A 20,992-nucleotide genomic window follows, 5' to 3' on the forward strand; every position below is an offset into this window, starting at 1 on the left:
TTTAAACCTAAAAGCGCCCGCTTCGAGAACGAAGCGGGTTCTTTTTTATGGTGAAATTCTATTTTTGGAATTGAAAAATTAAAGGAACTTTGCGGTCTTGAAGCCGGCAAGGAGATAAAAATGACTGAAACGAGAAAACCATTCTTCTATGACGTAACACTGCGTGATGGTAACCAGGCTCTTCCGAAGCCTTGGAACAACGCCCAGAAAAAAGATGTTTATCTGTTGCTCTTGAAGCTCGGTGTGCAAGGTGCCGAAGTGGGTTTCCCTGCATCTAGCGAAATGGATTTCGAATCTGTCATGGAATTGGCTAAGCTCACCGCCCAGATGGCCGAAGAAGGTGACGAAGTTGCAAAGAACGTGGTCGTGTCTGGCCTCGCTCGCTGCATCGAAAGCGATATCCAGCGCTGCTGGGAAGCGGTTCAGTACGCCCCTCATCCGCGTATTCATACGTTCCTCGCCACAAGCCCCCTGTCCATGGAAAATGTGCTGCACATGACTCCGGAACAGGTCAAGGAAAAGGCCGTGAAGTGCGTGAAGTTTGCAAAGTCCTTGGTCGGCGACCGTGGCGACGTGGAATTCAGTGCTGAACATTTTGGCGACTGCCTCGAAAACATGGATTTTGTGATTGACGTTTTGAAGGCTGTTGTCGAAGCCGGTGCAACGACGATTAACCTGCCGAACACGGTGGAACGTTACCGTCCGAAGCTCTATGTGGATCAGGTCAAGCAGGTCTATGAAGCTCTGCCGAAGAACATTACGATTTCTGTGCACTGCCATAACGACCTCGGCATGGCAACGGCTGCAACCGTCGAAAGTTTCTTTGTCGGTGCAACGCAGCTCGAAGTTGCTTTGAACGGCCTCGGCGAACGTTGCGGTAACACGAACTTCTACGAAGTCGCGATTGGCCTGCATAACTCCGGTGTCGATACGGGGCTGCATCTGGAACGCATTTACGAAACTGCAATTCTCGTGAGCCACTGGAGCGGCGTGCCTATATACATCCGCGCTCCGTTGATCGGTACTGAAGCTATCGTCCATCGCAGTGGCATCCATCAGGATGGCGCTTCCAAGACGAAGGACATGAAGAAGGGCGCTTACCGTCCGATTGATTACTCGATCATTGGTCGTAACCAGAACGATACGCTCAGCTTCACGAGCCAGAGCGGCCGTACCGCCGTGTACGAAATCATCACGAAGTTCGGCTACAAGATGACCTTGCAGGAAGCTTCCAAGTTGCAGCCGGTGCTGAAGCGCTTGAGCGAAGCCGAAGGCGAACTCAGTGCCGAACGCGTGCTCGACGTGTTCCGCGAACAGTTCGTCAACGTGAACGGTCGCCTGGTGTTCAACAACATCGAAGTTATCCCAGACGAAAACCGCTTCATTTTCCACTTCAAGAAGGATGGCGAAGCGCTTGTGAAGTCCGTGACGGCCGAAGGCCCGATTGAAGCAGCCCTTATGCTCATGCGTGAAATCGGCATGCCGGTTGAACTTGTGAAGTACCGCCAGCTTGTTGTTCCTGAAAAGGACAAGTTGTGGGCTGGTCGTGGCTTAAGCCGCATTGTGCTCAAGGCTAACGGCGAAGAAGTCGAAGGTCGCGGTGTCTCGAGCGATACGCTCAAGGCTAATATGCGTGCTCTCTTCGGCGGCGTGAACCTGATTTACAAGAAAGCATAACGTTACGCGTAATTGAAATGTCATGGCGGACTTGATCCGCCATCGCCTTCTTGTTGAGGGAATAAAGGAGAAAATTATGTTAGAACAACTGAAACGCCCTTTCAAAAAAGTTTACGGCAAGGTGCGCTCCTATGTCAGCCGTTTTGTCGGACCCGTCAAGGATTCGGCGTCTAAGTTGTTCGCTCTGATTCCCGGATTCAAGGCTTTCGCCGGTTCCGAAGACTTGGCTAATGCTAACGATGCTGACGGCGCCGTAGATGGTGAAAACGGCAAGGTTGCAAAGCCGGGCATTCGTGCTAAACTCAAAAGTTTCAAGCAGTCGCTCAAGGGCTTAAGCGATGTTCAAAAGCTGATTCTCTTGACTATCGCCGTCGTGCTCCCGGCGGGCATTGTCCTCGCGCTTGCCCTTGCAAGTTTCTTAAAAAAGCGCAAGAAATAAACACGTTGGCAGCGCACTTTTCAATTGCGCTCCTCATATAAAGTCCGCCTTTGTGCGGATTTTTTTTGTCCAAATAAATTTTTGTATATTTACAAAATAAGGAAGGAGTGTTTATGAATAAACGCATTGCATATTTTTCTTTCGTCTGTATTCTTTTGTCTAGTCTCATCGCTTGTGGAGATGATGAATCAAATAATCCCATTGCAAATGATGTAGAATCTTCATCATCCGAAATTCAAGATGACGACAAATCCAGTGACTCAAAATCCGTTAAATCAAGTTCGTCAGAAAAAGCGGCGATAAAGTCTAGCGATTCTCAAAAAAAGGAATCTAATTCATCTAGTAGTGAAACGAAAAAATCAAGTGATGCGAAATCTGGAACTGAAAGTTCTTCAAGCTCCGCAAAATCGTCAAGTAGCTCGTCGGATAAGAACGCCTCATCGAGTTCTTCAGAAATCAAGACCTATGCAGCCTCGAAGGTAAAACCCTCTGGTACTTACGATTGCAAAAAATACAAGTGCTTTACGACGGAATACCTGAATCAGAAAATGCTTGCCGCCGGGGATTATGGTGAAATCCTCGACGAAAGAGACAATCAGGTTTATAAGACTGTTATTATTGACGATCAAGTATGGATGGCTCAAAACCTGAATTACGAAACGGCGTATAGCTATTGTACCGATGATGATTGTGCTAAGTATGGTCGTTATTATTTGTGGTCTGCCGCGGTAGATAGAAAGGACTGTGAACATGGTAATTTTTGTTCGCTGCCACCAAGTGGGCAAGGCGTGTGCCCTGCGGGCTGGCATTTGCCCTCGAAAGACGAGTATCTGAGATTGTTCGACAACGTTGGCAAGTACGGCGGTACCAATAATGAATTCGTCGCAGCAGAACTCCGTGCCCAGCGAGGATGGTCGGTTGAAGACAATGCTGATGATTATGGTTTTTCTGCGTTGCCTACGGGCTATAAGCTCGGTTCAGCAGGTGTTTTTGCTGATGTCGGAAAGACAACGCATGCATGGACTTCTACAGAGGTAAACTCCATAGGTGCGTGTCAATTCAGAATTTATGAAGATCGTCTATATGTATCCTTGATTGACGATAGCAAGGGGTATCCTCTCCCTGTTCGTTGCGTTATGGATAAAGATTCTTTGCCTAAAATCCAAGCTCCTGCGCTGTATTTAGAACATGTTGACGAATGGTTAGGTGTGGTTTCTCGAGAGGAATACCTTAACCCTAATGTTATCTATGATTCTCTTGTGGATCCTCGAGATGGACAGGTTTATAAGACAAAGAAAATTGGCAAACAGGTTTGGATGGCTCAGAATTTGAATTATGCGGATAGCACAAAAACTCCAAGCCTTGCGAATGGAAGCTGGTGCTATAATGATGATCCTGAATACTGCAAGTTGCTAGGGCGCCTTTATAATTGGACTGCCGCAAAGGATGTCTGCCCGGATGGTTGGCATCTGCCGAGTTATGATGAATGGAATGTGCTAGAATCTAAATTTGGTGGACAAATTATGGCGGGGCAGTACCTTAAAGCTCAAGCGGGGAGCCTTTCTAATAATGGCGACGATGAATTTGGTTTTTCGGCTTTGCCTGCGGGTGGAAGATTTATTGATGACAGCGAACATGATAAAGTCAATTATCTTTATTTGGGAGATAACGCCTTCTTTTGGAGCTCAACCCCAGAGAATGATGATTATGCATATCGTATGAATATTCCTTATTCATCCAATACTACGAATATACGCTCTATAAAGCAAAAATACGGACATTCCGTCCGTTGCGTCAGAGACTGATGGAATTGTGAATTAGGAAGTCGGATTTCAGAGAGCCTTTTGCATTTGCTAGATTTGAGCTACCATGCTTTCATCTCGACTTCCTAAAGATCTTTCTCCGTCGCCGTTCTTTGCTGAACTGGAACGCGCCAAGGCCGATGTTCTTGCTGAGTGCGCCGAAGCAAACTCGCTTCCGTTTATCGACATGACGGTGAGCTCGCCTGTGAAGGCTGGCTTGCCGGTGGATTTGGATGATGCGGTTGATGAAGGTCGTAAAGCTTTTGGCAACTGGAGTCCAGATGCGGCGGGTTGGAAATCGGCACGCGAGGCGGTGGTGGAGTATTACCGGCAGCGCGGTGGTAATTTTACCGCGGGGCAGATTATCCTTACTGCAAGTACGAGCGAAGCTTATTCTGTGCTTTTCAAGACGTTCTGCGATCCGGGCGATGTGATTTTGACGCCGATGCCAGGCTATCCGCTACTTGATACGCTTGCGCAGCTTGAACATTTGGAATGTGCACCGTACTTTTTGAAGTTGAAACGTGAGCGGTTCGACAAGCTCACCGACCTTAAAAAGGTCACTGAGCGGCGCTCTGCGCCAGCCGAAGTGAACGCGTTCCGCTTTGTTCTGGATTCCGATAGTTTGCTTGCGGCGCCGGAGCGTGCGAAAATTTTATTGCTCGTCTCGCCGCATAACCCGACGGGGCATTGCATCTCGCGTGAAGAATGGAACGAGGCGGTGCGATTCTGCGAAGAGAACAACATGATTCTCGTCGTTGATGAAGTTTTCGGTGATTACGCCTTCTCGGATAAAGTCTCACGCACTTGGCAATACGTTTTTGACTCGTGTCATCCTGAGCGAAACGAAGTGGAGTCGATGGATCTCTGGGATGCGGGTGGAGGCGACTTTATCAATCTTCCCGAAGACGGTCCAAAATGCCCGATTTTCTGGCTGAACGGCTTAAGCAAAGCCGTTGGTTCGCCGCAGCTAAAGCTCGGCTGGATGGCATTCTACGCTCCGCGCGAAAATTTCGAAGAAATTCGCGCGGCTCTCGAATTCGTCGAAGACGCATACTTGAGCGTCTCTGCACCTGCGCAGGCACTTGGCATTTCGCTTTTGCCTAAGGCTTCTGCTTACGAATCTAAAGTCCTCGATCGCTTGCAACAAAATTGGCAGACGCTTCGCGAAGCGTTTCCGTCCAAGTATTGCCCTGAAGTTCTCGGCGGCTGGTACGCCGTTGTGCGTCTCGGCGATGACGACGAAGAACTCACGCTTCGCTTGTTGCGTGAAAAGCATGTGCTTGTGCAGCCTGGTTTCTTCTTTGACTTTGACGAAGACGGTTGGGTTGTGATGAGCTTGTTGCAAGACCCTGCGATTTTCAAAGAAGCGATTCAACGCATTAAGCAATAACGCAAAAAAGCCCGCGCATCTTGCACGGGCTTCTAAATTCGATCAAATTGCATCGAGTGCCGCGCACTCTTGCAATGACATTTTCTACTAGTAACTATTGACTAATAACTGGTAACTGCGGCGGAGCCGCTTTAGTAATTATTCACCTTGAACGTCTTGGTGGCGTTCTTGGAGGTAACCTTGATGATCTGCATACCCTTATTCTTGAGGCTTACATTCAAGGTTGCTCCCTTGCTAGTGAATTCCTGATCAAGTTTGCCGTTAAGACCGAAAACCTGAACTTTGAACGGAACAGAATTTGCGCTGTTGATCGTAATCGAGGAAGTGCCGCGGACAATGCTGAATGCATTTGTATTCAAAACGCGACCAGAAATGATCCCTTCTTCTTGGTGCTTCTTTTCTTCTTCCTCTTTCTTTTTACGTTCCTCTTCTTCTTTCTTCTTCTGTTCTTCTGGGTCTTCAACGTCACTTGCGACCTTTTCCACAGGAGCCTTCTTGCTCAAGATGTAGCCGAGTGCGCCGACGAGCGGAGCATTCAAGTCCACACAAACTTCGTTTACCTGCCAGTCTGCTGTAGAACCGTTGTGGCTGCCACTTGTGAAGTCGCCTGCAATCATGCCGCCCAAGAGCTTGTTCTTTTCCGGAGGAGAACCTGCGCCGTTCACATCGCGACCCGGGTCTTCGTTGCCGTAGTAGCCGCGGTGATGCGGTCTTGTCGGAGCGTTAGCGCCATTGCGGTTGAAACCGACAACGTAGGACTTCTTATTGCTGTTATCGCCGAGAAGGAATGCAATATTCTTTTCGATGGCTTCGTCATAAGAATCGTCTTGTGCAAACTTGGCGTAAAGGGCATAGAGGTATGCACCGCCTGCCGGAGAGCGAGTCGGGAATGTACCCGGGCCCTTGGCGTCCTTGTTGAAAATACCCTTGCTGTCCGTGACGTTGAGGTACATGTTGTCGAGGTAGTTCTGCACGCCGGCGTAGTCACCGAGCGGGTTCCACCCGAAAACGAATTCGCCGAGAAGGTCCGAGAGCGGGCTTGCATCCGGGTAGCTAAAGCGGGAGAATCCGTTTTTGCCGAAGTCAATCTTGTCGTAGAAATTCTTGGCTTCGGTCTTGTAAGTTTCTTCCTTGGTCGTGCGGTAAAGTTCCAAGGCGGCAAGGAACGGACCGTCTTCCCAAATGCCGTTCCACCAGCTGCTTTCGTAGAATCCCTGGGAATTCGTAACGCCCTTGTGCTTCTTGGAATAGGCAAATGCAGTCTTTGCGGCCTTCAAGTACTTGGCGCGTGCTGATTCATCGGGGTCGATACGAGCCATCACGGCGAGCATTGCTGCAGCCATACCCGGCGTGTAGGCGTCATTGGCGTTTCCTGTGATTTCGCGCGGTTCGCCACCGTCACCAGTACCGAGCTTGCTCATGGCACCTGCAGTCACCCACTTCATGTGGTCCTGGTTGCCGTTTCCCTTCACGGTCACGAAGTTGTTTTCGTCGATTGCTGCCTTGACCCAGAAATCGGCTTCATAGCGGAGTTCTTCAAGGAGGTCACGCACGTCGTTAGGCTTGCCGCCCTTGCGGGTGTAATCCTTGCTAGCCTTATAGTCGGTGTAATCGCCAGTGTAGAGGTCGTAAAAGCCTGTCGTAAATTCGGCAAATGCGAGTGCCAAAACGTAAGAGGAGTAACCTTGGGACTGACCGTACATCACGTGGTCGCCGCAGTCGAACCAACCACCGCTCACGTCTTTGCCGTTGTAGCTATCCTTTGTAAAGCTGGTCGGATTATTCGTGCCGTCCAAGATCCAGTTCGGACCTTGACCAGAGCGCTGCGCTCCAAAGAATCGTGTGGTCATCCATGCAGCTTCGACGTAATCGTCCGTGCTCAAAGCAGCAAAGCTATCGGTGAATGCGAGGCCAAATACAGCAAGGCCTGCTAAAAAAGACTTTTTTAACATTGTCATCCTCTAAGGTTTCCCATCCACACTGTAGCGTCCACAATATAAAATTTTATGGAAAATTTTCACGCAAAATAAAATTCACTTTTGGGGAATATATCAAAATGCGCCGTTTATGTAACTTTTTCAATGCAATGAAAAAATATGTTGCGAAAAATTGACAAACGTTTTATATTAATCTTTAGTGTGGGGCTATTGTTTAGCCCTTTTTGTGGTGGGATGTTTTATGAAACACGTCGTTTCTGTTTTCGCGTGTGCTGGCTTTTTTGCTGTTGCCAACGCACAGGTTTCTCTTCAGATAGCCTCTGGTGCTTTAGAATCGGCCTATGCCGAATGGGCATCTGATGGTTCCGATAGCTACAACGTCTATTATTCGGGCGCTGGTGCTAGTGACGTCAAAGTGGATGCTCCGCTCATCCGCAAATACGATTCCAAGTACCGCGTGGACGTGGTGGGCCTCAAGGCTGGGAGTTACACGCTGAAGGTTGCATCCGTCAAGGGTGGCAAGGAGACTGCTTCGACCACATCCAAGTCGCTGACGGTCAAGGCACATGACCGCGCTGGATTCGCGTTTAGCAACGGACATGTTCCGGGCGCCTATAACGCAGACGGTACGCTCAAATCGGGAGCTGTCGTCCTCTACATTTCGGAATCGACAAAGAATACGGTCAAGCTGGATGTCGTCACGAGCAACAAGGGCGTCGTTACGGAAAGTGTGGGCCTCCAAAATATCTTAACTTCGTTCAAGAAGGGCTATGATAAGCGCCCGCTGGTGATTCGTCTCCTGGGAAATGTGACGGACCCCGAAGTGACCGACAAGGGTGACATCACCATCGATATGGGCAAAAAAGAGGGCCTTTCGATGACTGTTGAAGGCATCGGTAATGATGCGACTGCAAATGGCTGGGGTTTCCGCGTCAAAGGAACCCAGGATTTGGAAATCCGAAACATCGGCATTATGAATGTTGATTCCGACGAAGCGACAACATCACGCTCCAGCAGGATAACCAGTATATCTGGGTCCACAACAATGACTTTTTCTACGGCCATGCGGGTAGCGACAAGGACCAGGTCAAGGGCGATGGCGCCTTGGATTGCAAGCTATCGACTTATGTGACCTTTAGCTACAACCATTTCTGGGATAATGGCAAGTCCAATTTGCTCGGCCTTAAGGAAGGTGCCGATGGGGGCTATTACATCACGTATCACCATAACTGGTACGATCATTCCGATAGCCGTCATCCGCGTGTGCGTTACTACAGCGCCCATGTGTACAACAACTATTACGATGGCAATGCCAAGTACGGCGCAGGCTCTACGCTGGGTTCTTCCGTGTTCATGGAAGCAAACTATTTCCGCAATTGCAAATATCCGATGATGACCTCGTTGCAGGGTACCGACGTCTATGCGAGCGGCACTAAGCGCGATCCGACGAACAACGGTACGTTCAGCAAGGAAGCTGGCGGTACAATCAAGGCTTACAACAACTACATGGAGGGCTCCTACACGTTCATTCCGTATGGTGCAAGCAAGTATACGCTCAAGGGCAAGGAAACCGCTATTGGGGATATTGATTCCAAGGTCGATTTCGACGCCTACGTGGTGACCTCGCGCAATGATCAGGTGCCGTCTAGTGTTAAGTCCTATTCGGGCGAAAATACCTATAATAATTTTGATACGGACAAGTCTATCATGTACAGCTACACGGCCGATTCTCCGGAACAGGCTGTGGCTAATGTGCTTGCCTATGCAGGCCGTTTGCAGGGTGGTGATTTCAAGTGGACCTTTGACAATTCTGTTGATGATGCGTCCTCGGACGTGAACCAGGCTCTCAAGGACGCTCTCATGGCTTATAAGGGTAGCAACGGGGAAGTGATGGAATACTCATCTTCCTCTAGCGTCATACAGAGTTCGTCGAGCGAATCTCCGAAGTCTAGCTCTAGCAGCGTGAAGGTTGAAAGTTCAAGTTCTGCAAAGTCTTCGAGTTCTTCTGAAACCCCGAAATCTTCGTCCAGTTCCGTGGTCTCTTCGTCAAGTGAAAAAACGCAATCTTCCTCTAGCTCCAGTAGCGAAAAGGTCGAAAGTTCAAGCTCTTCTGAAACGATTGGCTTTGCAAAAGTTATGCCGGCGATGTCTCGCGAAATCTTCTACGATTCTCGCTCCGCCTGCCTTGTCATCGGAACCTCAGACGTTACTCGTTTGGATATCGTCGGTATCGATGGTAGTCGCGTCAATTTTGCTGGTTACACGAATGTAGGATACGCACGTGTTGTTGACTTGAGCATGCTTCGCGCTGGCGTTTACATCGTCCGCTTCAAGACCTCTCTCGGCTTGCAGACCATGAAATTCGTGAAAAACTAGTTATTGGTCATTGGTTGTTAGTCATTAGTCTTTGGTTGAAGGTTCTTTTGGGGGCTTTAAAAAACTATTGACCATTGACTGATGACTACTGACTTTAGTAAACATTTTTAATCAAAATGCCGTTTTTTGAGCGTTTTTGAATGTTTCCAAATTAATTACAACTATAGTAACCCCATATTATATATCTTTCGCTTGGGATTTGTGATTGCGGAGATTGGGTGAACCCAAAAGGATGTTTATGAAAAAAGTCTTCGCATTATTGACGTGCGCTGCCGTGACCTCTGCCATGGCAGTGACTGCTAGCCGTGTTGGTCCGGTGAGCACATACGGTGAACTCGTCGCAAATGGTGGCAAGCTTTCTGGTTCTTGCCCGGAATACTCTCAAAAGGCTGTTCAAGTCAAGGGTATGAGCCTCTTCTGGAGCTCGGGCAACACCTATTCTACCGACTTCTACTCTGAAAAGGGCATCAACCGTTTGGTTGACGACATGGGTATCGAAGTTGTGCGTTTTGCTCTTGGTGCCGCTGACGAAAAGTTCAACAGCTCGGGCCGTTCTTACACGACGGGTGGCGAAGGCTTCCAGAAGGCTTTGCTCAAGTCTGTGGTGAACGCTGCTATTGACAAAGACATTTACGTGATTATCGACTGGCACATCGAAAGCTCTGACGGTTTTACGTCTGACGCTGTCAAGTTCTTTGAATACGCAGCTCAGGAATATGGCCAGTATAACAACGTGATTTTCGAAATTTGGAACGAACCGACCGGAAGCATGGAAGCCGTGAAGCAGCATGCCGATCAGGTTATTCCGGTAATTCGTAAGTATTCTGATAACCTCATCCTCGTGGGTAGCCCGGGATGGTCCAGCCAGCCGAATGCTTGCGCTTCCGCAGGCATCAACGACAAGAACTATGGTTGTACGCTCCACTTCTATGCCGCAACTCACTATATGGGCGATGGCGGTTACAACAAGGCTGCAGAAACGGCTATGGCTGCAGGTGTGCCTGTGTTTGCTACCGAATGGGGTACCGTCAATGCTAACGGTGATGGCCAGCCGGATGAAGGCTCCAGCAACAAGTGGGTAGAATGGATGGCTCAGAAGGGCGTGTCCTGGACGAACTGGAACGCTTCTGCCATGAACGAAACTTCTGCTGCATTTGCTAATGCCGTGTTTGAAAATGGTTTCACTTACACCAATTCTGGTAAGTATGTGAAGGGCAAGCTCGGTGGTGCATCTTATAAGGATTGCGGCCTCCAGAATGGTTCTGCTTCTGAAGAAAGTGGCTTCTCTGCTGGCGTTGCCAATGGCGCTACAACTTCCATTCTCGATGACATGGAAGATGGCGACCGTTATGGTTACCTCGGTGGTGCATGGGCTGCTGTTGAAGACCAGGAAAACGGTGGCGCAAGCTCTATTTCTAACGAAAAGATTGAAGATGACTTTGGCAACACGACCTATAAGGTTGTCTACCCGGTCAGCGGCGATACCAAGAATACGTCCAAGTATGTTGCAGCCCTTAAGGATGTTAAGATCGGTAAGGGTTCCCTTACTTACGGTCCGTACATCAAGATGTTCCTCACGCTCTTGAAGGAACCAGCAAAGGATTCCCCGAAGGCTTATGCAGACTTCTCCAAGTGCAAGACCATCAAGTACAAGTACAAGGGTGCAAGCCATAACTTCGCCATCGAAACGACCGATGTTACCGACTACAACTATCACCGCGTGAACAAGGACGCTTCTGAAGGTTGGAAGGAAGTCGAAATTACGACGGATATGTTGAAGCAGGAAACCTGGGGTGACGATTCTCGCTCCAAGCCGATCAAGATGGAAAACGCAACTCGTCTTTCTTGGGAAATCAAGGGCCTCGAAAAGGTTCCGGACGATATGAACCAGCCCAAGTATCCGTACCTCTATGTGGATGACGTGAAGTGCGACGGTCTTTCCTTCACTGCCGTTAGCGGTGGTGCTAGCGAAAATCCGAAGTCCTCTTCTAGTGCTGCAGTTGGTCAGAGCTCTTCTTCTGTTGTTGCTGGTTCTTCTAGCAGCGCAAAGGCAACTTCTTCTTCTAGCGCAATCGTTCCGGGTTCTTCTGCTACGGTAACCTACAAGACTGTTGTCGATATCGACGATGTTGAAGATCTTGACGAAGTTCTCAAGACAAAGGGTACCTGGTACGCTTACACGGATAAGGAACCGGGTGGAAAGTCCTCTATTTCTAACGTCTATGACCAGAAGCTTGGTGGCTATGTGGTTGCCTTCCCGGGTACTGAAGATCCGACGAATGGCACTAAGGGCTTTGTGGGCTTGAAGGACATCAATTGGGATCAGGGAACCTATACGGAAGCTCCGTTTGTGGCTCTCGGCCTCAACACGAATGCTGATACCTCCAAGGGTATTGACTTGAGCAAGTGCGGTGCTATCAGCTACCGTTACAAGGGTTCCGCTCATACCTTCAAGGTTCAGGATGGTTCTGTGACGGACTACGCTTACCACGAATATCCGCTTGATGATTCCCAGGTTTGGAAGACCATGGTCATCAATATCGAAGACATTGCTCAGCCGAACTGGACTCAAGATCCGAAGGACCTCAACTGGGGTGCTATCAAGAAGATGGCTTGGGAAGTCATTGGCTACAAGGGCATTGTCTATCAGCCGACAATCAACTACCTCTATGTGGATGATCTCAAGTGCGTCGAAGTGCCGAAGGTCGGCTTCAAGACGGTTGCTCGCGCTGCTAGCGGCATCAAGGTCGGCTTCAAGGGCAATATGCTCAACGTGAACTTTGCAAAGGCTGGTGAAGCACGTATCCAGGTGTTCGACATGATGGGTCACGTTGTTGACAGCCGTGTTGCTAACGTCTCTGCCGGTGCAAACCAGTTCTCTCTCAAGAACATGGCTAACGGCAACTACGTTGTGCGTGTGATGATGAACGGTGCAGCAAAGACTGCTCGTATCTCCATCAAGTAAAGACTGATGGCGCTCCCCGCTCTCGTGTGGAGCGCTTAAGTAACCATCAAAAACGCCCCGGACATTTAGTCCGGGGCGTTTTTGCATGCTTTGAAAATGATAAGGGAGGGCTTGCGCCCTCCCGAATTGTCATGCCCGCCACTGAGCGGGCATCTCCCTAAACATTCCTTATTGCAAGTCTCGCTGCAATACCTCGCATTTTGCTTTTGCCCATTGGGTTCGATCTTGCTTATCGCAAGGCATCTATGACAAGGGAGGGCTCACGCCCTCCCTAAAACCTACCTTTTCCCAAAGTACAAAGGCTTTTATTCAAGGTTTCTTTGCAACACTTCGCATTTAGCTTTGGCCCACTCTTCAAAAGTATCATCGGCAAGGTGGTCCTTCGCTTCTTGCATCAAGTGCAGGTAGAAGTGCAAATTGTGGATGCTGGCGAGCGTGTAGCCGAGCGATTCGCCGGCGTGGTGCAGGTGACGCAAGTAGGCGCGGCTGAAGTTGCGGCAGCAGTAGCAGTCGCAATTCGGGTCGACTGGCTTGTCGTATTCTTCGGCGTGGCGGGCTGCCTTGTAGCGGAGCACGCCTTCGCTTGTGAAGAGCATGCCGTTACGGGCATTGCGCGTCGGCATCACGCAGTCGAACATGTCAACGCCGCGACCGATCAATTCCAGCAAGTTCCACGGCGTTCCGACGCCCATCACATAGCGCGGATGGTCTGTCGGCAAGTAGTCCGTGCAGAAGTCTGCAATCTCGTACATTGTTTCGGTCGGTTCACCGACGGAAAGTCCGCCCATGGCGTAGCCATCGGGGCCGAGTTCTGCGATGCGTTCGATGGCCTGCTTGCGCAAGTGCGTGTGCATGCCACCCTGGATGATGCCAAAGAACTGCTGATCGTAGCCGTGAATCGGCGGATGTTCCTTGAGCCATTCCATCGCTTCGGCGGTCCAGCGGAGCGTGTAATTTAAGCTGTGTTCCGCTTCCTTGACCGTGCTCGGGTAAGGAGTGCATTCGTCAAGCGCCATGATGATATCAGCGCCAATTTCGCGCTGGGCGTTCATCACGCTTGCCGGGCTAAAAAAGTGCTTGGAACCGTCCAAAATGCTTCTGAATTCCACGCCTTCGGGCTTAATCTTGCGAAGTTCCTTCAAGCTCCACACCTGGAATCCGCCACTGTCTGTGAGCACCGGGCCGTTCCAGCTCATGAACTTGTGGATGCCGCCTGCGGCAGCAATCTTCGGCGTTGTGGGGCGCAAGTACAAGTGGTACGTGTTGGCGAGGATAATCTGTGCCTTGATGTCTTCTTTGAGTTGTGCGGGCGTTACGGCCTTTACGGTCGCTTCAGTGCCTACCGGCATAAAAATCGGCGTTTGGATGTCGCCGTGGTCGGTGTGCAAAACTCCTAGACGGGCCTTGGATTTCTTCGACGTCTTTTTCAGTTCAAAACGGTTCATGGTCGCAAATGTAGAATTTTATAGGGGAGTGGGAAAGGGCGCCAATGCAAATAAAAAAGACTCGATTTTCATCGAGTCTTTTTCTACGGTCGGACAGACTTGAACTGTCATGAGATTGCTCCCACTAGCACCTCAAGCTAGCGTGTCTACCAATTCCACCACGACCGCGTGGTCCTTAGCGGAACGAACTCAAAGATAGTATAATTTTTTGATTTTGGAAACTCTTGTTGCAAAAATAATTGATTTTTTTTCGATGTTGTCGCGTCATGTTTGGGGCGATACAACAAACAAAAAAGACCCGATTTTCATCGAGTCTTTTTCTGCGGTCGGACAGACTTGAACTGTCATGAGATTGCTCCCACTAGCACCTCAAGCTAGCGTGTCTACCAATTCCACCACGACCGCGTGGTCCTTAGCGGAACGGCACAAATTTAGTTTAAATGTTTGATCTTGTAAAGGGGTTTGTGCGCATTTTTATCAATTTTTTTGCGCGAGGGCTTTGCCTTATACCTCTGCAACAAGCTTGTCAAACACCTGCCCGCGGACTTTGTAGTTCTTGAACAGCCCAAAGCTTGCGCATGCGGGGCTCATAATGACCGTTCCGCCTTCGCCAATGTTCAAGCTATCTGCAAAAGCATCCTCGAGCGTGGGGAAGATGGCGGTCTTGATTCCCGCTTCGTCCACGCCAGCTTTCTTCAAGTCTGCGAGCATGCGCTCGGCTGTTGCACCGATCAGCGCAACGCGCTTCAGGTTTGGGCGCTGCTTCACGAGGATTTCTGAAAGTTCCGTAAAGTCAGCGTTCTTTTCAGAACCGCCGAGAATCAACGCAAACGGACGCTTCATGCTGCCTGTTGCCGCAATCGTTGCGTCCGGACGTGTGGCGTAGCTGTCGTTGTAGAATTCAATACCGCGCTTTTCGCCCTTGAATTCCATGCGGAAGGGGAGCGTTTCGTAGCTCTTGAGCGCTTCAAATGCATCGGCAACTTTAACACCCAAAGCCTTGCAGGCGAGCGTTGCCGCAGCCATGTTTTCGAGCTGGTAAATGCCTCGCACTTTGCAGTCGGCGAGGTAAAGCGTAGAACCGTCAATCGTAAGTGTTGCTCCGTCAATCACGGCATCGCCGTCACCGTTGCTTGCACCATCGGCAAGGCTTACTGCGTACTTTGTCTTGGCCGGGCTTTCCGATGCAATCTTTGCCGTCGGCTCCGCGTCTTTCAGATAAACGCACGTGCCTTCGCGCTTTTGCCAGCGCACAAGATTAGCCTTTGCATCGCGGTATTCTTCAACGCTCTTGTGCCAGTCCAAATGTTCCGTTGAAACACGCAACACTACGCCTACATCTGGCGATACGGACAAAGTCATAAGCTGGAAGCTTGAAAGTTCTAAAATGCTGATACGGTCCGGAGTCTCGTCTTCAAGCAAGTCCAATGCCGGCACGCCAAAGTTTCCGCCGATGGCGTTAGCCTTACCACACTTGTCCAAAATGTGGCTGATCATGCTCACGGTAGAACCCTTGCCGAGCGTTCCCGTGACACCTACTGTCGCTTTAGATTGAGTTTGTTCTAAAAACAGCTGGATCTGGCTCGTCATGAGTCCGCCGTTCATCTGGAACTTGAAAAGCTCCGGACTCATCGGATAAACACCAGCCGAACGCACGACCGTCACGCAGTCCTTGAGCCCGTCCAAATAGTTTTCACCACTGCTGACCTTGACGTTCACGCCCGCAGGCACATCCGGGAGTGTCACCGGGTTCTTGTCCATCACGACAATGTCCTTGATGCCTTCGCGGAAAAGGTAATGCAACGTGCTCTGACCTTCAACGCCAAAGCCCAAAATTCCAACCGGAGAAACGAGTGTGTTTTGCATAAAAATCCTTGATGTAAATCCGATTAAAATTTAGCAACCCTTATCAAAAGTGGGTGCTTGAATAATCAAAAACAAAAAAATCCGCTCTCTTTCGAGGGCGGACTTCTGAATGCGGTTTGACCGACTTGAAATCAAGTCAATCTAAACTTTTACTTGGCTTTCTTCTTGCCTTTCTTGGCCTTCGGAGCTTCTGCCGGAGCAGCAGCTTCAGGAGCCGGAGCGGCTTCGGCCTTCACTTCGGCGGCAGGAGCGACCGGAGCTTCTGCCTTGACTTCAGCGGCAGCCGGTGCAGCAGGAGCTGCTTCAGCCGGAGCGTTGAATGTTGCCGGGAGAGTCGGAATGGCAGGAGCCTGTTCTGCAGCGCTTTCTCGAGTTGCCTTCTGCATGGTCGATTCTTCAACAGTCTGATCCTGCTTTGCCGTGATAAGGCTAAGAGCGAAAACCACGATGAAGAAAATCACAGCAACGACACGGGTCAACTTCTGGATGAAGGTCGCTGCGCCGGCGGTAGAAAATGCAGATTGCGAAGTCATGCCACCGAGACCTGCCAAGCCGCCCATCTTGTCGTTCTGGACGAGAACGAGGAGAGCGAGGAACAAGCAGAGAAACACGTGGAGGACGATCAATACCCAAAAGAGAGTTGTCATTTGTGACGTTCCTTTCGTTAAAATCGTTAAAAGTTACTTGGCTTCAGCAGCGTCGATGATTTCCTTGAAGGTGTTAGCCTTGAGGCCTGCACCACCAATGAGACCGCCGTCGATGTCCTTCTGAGCGAGGAGGCCAGCTGCGTTGGCACCCTTCATGGAGCCACCGTACTGAATGCGCATGCCTTCTGCAACAGCTTCGCCGTAGATTTCCTTAACAACGGAGCGGACGTAAGCCTGAGTTTCTTCAGCCTGTTCGTCGGTAGCGGTAACGCCAGTACCGATTGCCCAAACCGGTTCGTATGCGAGAACGCACTTAGCAGCGTCTTCAGCAGAAACGTCCTTGAAAGCGCCCTTGATCTGGAGGCCGAGAACTTCCTTGAGGATGCCGCCGTTGCGCTGGTCGAGAGTTTCACCAATGCAGATGATCGGCTTGAGGCCAGCTTCGAGAGTCTTCTTGACCTTGAGGTTCACGGTTTCTTCCGTTTCGTGGAAGTACTGACGCTGTTCGGAGTGACCGATGATCACGTATTCAGCACCGATTTCCTTGACCATGTCAATGGAAACCTTACCAGTGTATGCGCCCTGGTCCTTCCAGTGGATGTCCTGGATAGCGAGCTTCACGTTCGTGCCCTTCACGACGTCTGCAACCTTAGCAGCAGCGAGGTAAGTCGGAGCGATCACGACTTCGGTCTTCTTCACGTCCTTGACGGCTTCCACGATATCCTTAGCGAGCTGAACGGATTCGCTAACGGTCTTGTTCATCTTCCAGTTACCAGCAATGATATACTGACGCATAATTAACTCCTTGAGAGGTTTAAAATTTAACGCGCGTAAATGTAGAAAATTTTATGGATTTGAGTAGGCAGGATTGTGTTTCAGGAGGTCTTTTAGCCTTTCTTACGGCCTAGATCTGCTACCTGTTGTCAAGTTTAAGCAAAAGGGAATCCAAACGGTAAGTGTAGAGCTTGGCTCCTTCATCGCAAAGGTGCTGCGAGTCTTCGTTCATCCCATTGGTGTAGTCGTGTAGACCGTCCTTGTTTTCGTCGAACAGGACAAAATTCGAATATGTCTTTTCCATCTTGACGAATTCGCCGATTAGAGAATCGGTTATACTGCGGTTCATACCTGAGTAACCAAACATCGAGGAATTTTTGTATGCAGGAGACTGTGGGAGGATTGTCCCGATGACTGTTACACCTCGTTTGGCCGACTCTTCAATGATGGTCTTTAGGGAATTCATAGAGCTGTTGATGATTTCTTGTCCAGGATCGCTAATGGTTGCTCCAAAGTTTGCCCCTGGCCACGATTTTGAGCAAGAAGTTTGCAATTGACCTCTGGATGCGATAATATTGTCGCAACGACTTGGCGACGGATAGAGTATGCCTTCTTTCGTAGCCTCGTATAAAGGTGTAATATCTTCTTCACCTGCCCAGTAATCATGATTCTTGTCATATACGAATCCAGGATATAACAGGTATTTTGCATTAGCGTCGTTGTCTGCGAACCAGTTGTTATCTTTGGCAGACGCTGTTTTCCACCAAAAATCCAAATCGAGCGACACTACCACATACTTCAGTTTTTTGTAGTGGGGCCAAATGTATTTCATCAAGATGTCTTTTGACATATGGATCGTGCATGAAGCAAGACCTAAGTTTACCCCAGTGAATTTGCTGTTAAGTCTTGTGGGGTAAACAGCGTTTAGAGGGCGCGAAGACCCTAAGACAACTACATTGGCGGAATCGGCAAACTGCCACAAAAGTTCCATCTTGTATCGTATAATGAAGTCCTTGAACTGGGCGTAGCTGAATGCGTATATTCCGGCGCTGTCGGGATCCAAGACTAGGCTGTATTTGCTGGAACTTGATGATTCTGGTTCGGAATTTCCGCTTGAAGAACTATTGGGGGCGATTTCGCTAGAAGAGCTGCTTTTTTCGACCGCAGGCGTAGACTGTTCTATCCAAAGAACCGGATGCCATAATTCATCGCTTTCTACAAGTTCAACAATTTTTTTCGTTTCCATGTCTATTAAGACAATTTTTTTATGGGACATGTTTTTGTCGGTAAGTGTTGCCACTGCAGCATTTTTGCCGGTCACCCATTCCGTATGATCATAGGAATAGCCTGCTGGGGACGCAACTGCATCCACTAACTTTCCTTTGCTATCCATTACAAGAATTTGTTCGTGAGTCCCGTATTTTTGGCCGACAAACTTTTGACCTGTAGAACCACCAAAATCGAGGAATAAAGTCCGGCTTGAACCATCGCTGGCAAGAGAAACGTTGCAGGCCTGTTCTTTGTTGTACCAGACGTCGTATTTAACCTTGTCAGGCTCGTTCCAAGTGGCGACACGCAAAAGCTTCGAACCGGTTACCGCAAGTCCCTCTGTTACGCCTCCGTTAAAACTTCCCTTTAGCAATAGCCGGGGCGTGCCGAACTTTCCCCTTGCGAAAGGTACAACCCAAGTGCTGTATCCAGCCCAAGTCAAGGAATCCTTGTTGCTTCCTGCATCAGATACATACACTATAACGGTATCGCCGGATTCTAATACCCTAAATCGCGGTATAGCGGCATTTTCTACGGGGAGTTCTACTTTCCCGGAACAGGCGGAATCCAAGTGGCAAACATAAACTTTTGATTTTCCGGGTAGTCCTTCAATTTGGGTGCTGAACGCGACATAATTGCCATCGGGAGATACGTCAGGATGGAATGCGCTTGTCGCATTTTCAATTTCAACGGCCCTGGAAGCATTCTTGGTGTAATCGATTAATGTCAGTTTCTCGGTAACATCGTTTCTAAATACGAGTTTCGCCTTTGCTTTTTTGGCGTTTAAAGTTTCCAAAATAGATTCTGTGGTTGCTACTATGTTTATCTTGACTGTATTCACTTTCCCAGAGGGGTCTAGCTGAAGTGGATTGTCGATGGCTCCAAGCACTAGCCTGAAACCTACATAATCAGCGCTAGAATTCATCGCGATAGGATACACATCTCGACGCGTGTTGATATTGATGTCGTTGGGTGACAACCGATAGTTTCCGCCCTTTATCATGTTTTCTTTTAAACTATTGGGAGCGGAGGCGCCAACATAGTTTGTCAGTGTCGTGTCTTTAAAATCCGCAAGCCATCCATCCACCCATTCGGCAACATTTCCTGTCATATTGCAGACAACATCTGGATTTTCTTCAAATTTGACATTCGAACCGTCTAGTCCGGGGATGGAACAAACTTCGTGTGCCTCTGATGAAGAATTATCTGCATTCCAGGAATTTTCAACATCCCAGAATTTTTTGGCGACATATATCCACTCGGCTTCCGTTGGTAGTCGATAGCCAGATACTTCGTAGTGAGTGGCTAGTCCTTCTAGAAATACGCACCTTCCCGAGGGGGTGAAATTGGAATTCGCATAAGTATATACGGTGTCACGCCCTTCGCTTTTACTTAATGCGTTGGCGTACAAAACCGCGTCGTAGAAATTAACATCGACTTTGGGGAGGTTCTTTTCTTTTTCCGGTACATTGCCACCCATGAGGTCGGCGTACTGTTCTCTAGTTACTTCGGTGCGACTAATGTAGAAGTCGTAATCCAGTTGGACCGTCATCGTAACGTTAGATTCGTCAGAGGCGTCTGTCAAAGATACCGTTTTAGGACCTTTCTGCTTTACAAAACCTTCTATGGATGGTTCTTCATCTTCAATGTCATTGTGACATTCACTAGAATTGCTATGGGAACAACTTGTCCAGAGACCGAATGCCAACAATGAAATAACGCCGAAAGTAATCGCCTTTTTCATTTCCCCAAATTGCGCTAGTTAAGGTCAAAACTTCTAAAAAAAGAGATTGATTTATTTCAGCCTCTTTTTTGCTGATGTAAACATAAATGTAACTTAAAAAAAAAGTTTTGACAACTCAAAAACACAGGCGTTTGCAAAAAAAAATTCCCCTCGGCGGTTAAACCAAGGGGAGCAGTTGTTTATAAGCAACGATTAGTGATCGTACGTGCTAGAGCGAGCAGAGCTCGGAGCCGGAGATCCACCATAGCGGTCGCCTTCGATCTTGTCGAGGACCTTTTCTCCTTCGTAGCCTTTCAAGCGAGCCTGTTCCGGATACTTCCAGAAGAGACGCGTGATGAGCTTTCCTTCAGCGGTGTAGTATTCCCAGACCATGCCATCGGCAGTTTCGTGATCGGGAGGTCCCCACAGGAGGTTCACCATGTCGGTCGTCATGCCTTCTTCGATGTAACCCTGCTTGAAGGTGTTCTGCAAGTGCTTGTCGATGCCCATGCTTTCCTTGGAAATGAAGTACTCGCGTTCGTATTCGTTCTGACCGACACCGCGTTCAATCAACACCGGCGACGAATACTTGCTGTTCGTACAACCAAAGAGCATGAGCGCACCGAAGGAAATAGCGCACAGATGTGAAAATTTCATTGGATCTCCTTGTATTTGATGA

General features: G+C 49.1%; 14 protein-coding genes and 2 tRNA genes. 7 read left to right on the top strand and 9 right to left on the bottom strand.

Features of this window, described 5'->3' with window-relative positions; translation table 11 throughout:
• Positions 1–120 precede the first annotated feature (120 nt).
• From leuA2 to FSU_RS13835, 4 genes are all read left to right on the top strand, one after another.
• Positions 121–1,677, top strand: coding sequence for a 2-isopropylmalate synthase LeuA2 (leuA2, locus tag FSU_RS13820; RefSeq protein ID WP_014546988.1), 1,557 nt, complete (start codon positions 121–123; stop codon positions 1,675–1,677).
• A gap of 76 nt (positions 1,678–1,753) precedes the next feature.
• On the top strand, positions 1,754–2,116 hold the full coding sequence (locus tag FSU_RS13825) for a hypothetical protein (protein ID WP_014546989.1): 363 nt from the start codon (positions 1,754–1,756) through the stop codon (positions 2,114–2,116).
• Between the two features lie 113 nt (positions 2,117–2,229).
• Positions 2,230–3,921 carry a fibrobacter succinogenes major paralogous domain-containing protein gene (locus FSU_RS13830; protein WP_014546990.1) on the top strand — a complete coding sequence of 564 codons (1,692 nt, stop codon included), beginning with the start codon at positions 2,230–2,232 and terminating at the stop codon, positions 3,919–3,921.
• A gap of 64 nt (positions 3,922–3,985) precedes the next feature.
• On the top strand, positions 3,986–5,311 hold the full coding sequence (locus tag FSU_RS13835) for a pyridoxal phosphate-dependent aminotransferase (protein WP_014546991.1): 1,326 nt from the start codon (positions 3,986–3,988) through the stop codon (positions 5,309–5,311).
• A 131-nt stretch (positions 5,312–5,442) separates the two neighbouring features.
• Here the strand turns inward: FSU_RS13835 and FSU_RS13840 are convergent, their stop codons facing one another.
• Positions 5,443–7,263 carry a glycoside hydrolase family 9 protein gene (locus FSU_RS13840; protein WP_015732274.1) on the bottom strand — a complete coding sequence of 607 codons (1,821 nt, stop codon included), beginning with the start codon at positions 7,261–7,263 and terminating at the stop codon, positions 5,443–5,445.
• A gap of 226 nt (positions 7,264–7,489) precedes the next feature.
• On the opposite strand from FSU_RS13840, the gene FSU_RS16600 reads away from it, so the two are divergent.
• From FSU_RS16600 to FSU_RS13850, 3 genes are all read left to right on the top strand, one after another.
• Entirely contained in the window at positions 7,490–8,380 is an 891-nt protein-coding gene (locus FSU_RS16600) for a hypothetical protein (RefSeq protein WP_049858429.1), read from the top strand.
• Positions 8,278–9,624: a pectate lyase family protein gene (locus FSU_RS16485; RefSeq protein WP_244263746.1), complete on the top strand. Its 1,347-nt coding sequence runs from the start codon at positions 8,278–8,280 to the stop codon at positions 9,622–9,624. The genes FSU_RS16600 and FSU_RS16485 overlap by 103 nt, the downstream gene beginning before the upstream one ends.
• 238 nt (positions 9,625–9,862) lie before the next feature.
• Positions 9,863–12,589, top strand: a complete 2,727-nt coding sequence (locus tag FSU_RS13850; protein ID WP_015732276.1) for a cellulase family glycosylhydrolase — start codon at positions 9,863–9,865, stop codon at positions 12,587–12,589.
• A 305-nt stretch (positions 12,590–12,894) separates the two neighbouring features.
• Here FSU_RS13850 and tgt read toward each other — a convergent pair whose 3' ends face one another.
• The 8 genes from tgt to FSU_RS13890 all read right to left on the bottom strand — a co-directional run bounded on the left by tgt (position 12,895) and on the right by FSU_RS13890 (position 20,970).
• On the bottom strand, positions 12,895–14,034 hold the full coding sequence (gene tgt / locus FSU_RS13855) for a tRNA guanosine(34) transglycosylase Tgt (protein WP_014546993.1): 1,140 nt from the start codon (positions 14,032–14,034) through the stop codon (positions 12,895–12,897).
• A gap of 84 nt (positions 14,035–14,118) precedes the next feature.
• A tRNA-Leu gene (locus FSU_RS13860) sits at positions 14,119–14,202 on the bottom strand.
• Positions 14,203–14,355: 153 nt separating this feature from the next.
• A tRNA-Leu gene (locus FSU_RS13865) sits at positions 14,356–14,439 on the bottom strand.
• Positions 14,440–14,538: 99 nt separating this feature from the next.
• Positions 14,539–15,900, bottom strand: a complete 1,362-nt coding sequence (gene murD, locus FSU_RS13870) for a UDP-N-acetylmuramoyl-L-alanine--D-glutamate ligase (RefSeq protein WP_014546994.1) — start codon at positions 15,898–15,900, stop codon at positions 14,539–14,541.
• 149 nt (positions 15,901–16,049) lie between these two features.
• Positions 16,050–16,547, bottom strand: coding sequence for a preprotein translocase subunit SecG (gene secG / locus FSU_RS13875; protein WP_014546995.1), 498 nt, complete (start codon positions 16,545–16,547; stop codon positions 16,050–16,052).
• A 33-nt stretch (positions 16,548–16,580) separates the two neighbouring features.
• A complete protein-coding gene (gene tpiA, locus FSU_RS13880) occupies positions 16,581–17,342 on the bottom strand; it encodes a triose-phosphate isomerase (protein ID WP_014546996.1) in 762 nt (253 codons plus the stop codon).
• 118 nt (positions 17,343–17,460) lie between these two features.
• Positions 17,461–20,334, bottom strand: coding sequence for a TIGR02171 family lipoprotein (locus FSU_RS13885; RefSeq protein WP_014546997.1), 2,874 nt, complete (start codon positions 20,332–20,334; stop codon positions 17,461–17,463).
• A 192-nt stretch (positions 20,335–20,526) separates the two neighbouring features.
• A complete protein-coding gene (locus FSU_RS13890; RefSeq protein WP_014546998.1) occupies positions 20,527–20,970 on the bottom strand; it encodes a hypothetical protein in 444 nt (147 codons plus the stop codon).
• Positions 20,971–20,992 lie beyond the last annotated feature (22 nt).

The organism is Fibrobacter succinogenes subsp. succinogenes S85, assembly GCF_000146505.1.
GTDB classification, from domain to species: Bacteria; Fibrobacterota; Fibrobacteria; order Fibrobacterales; family Fibrobacteraceae; genus Fibrobacter; species Fibrobacter succinogenes.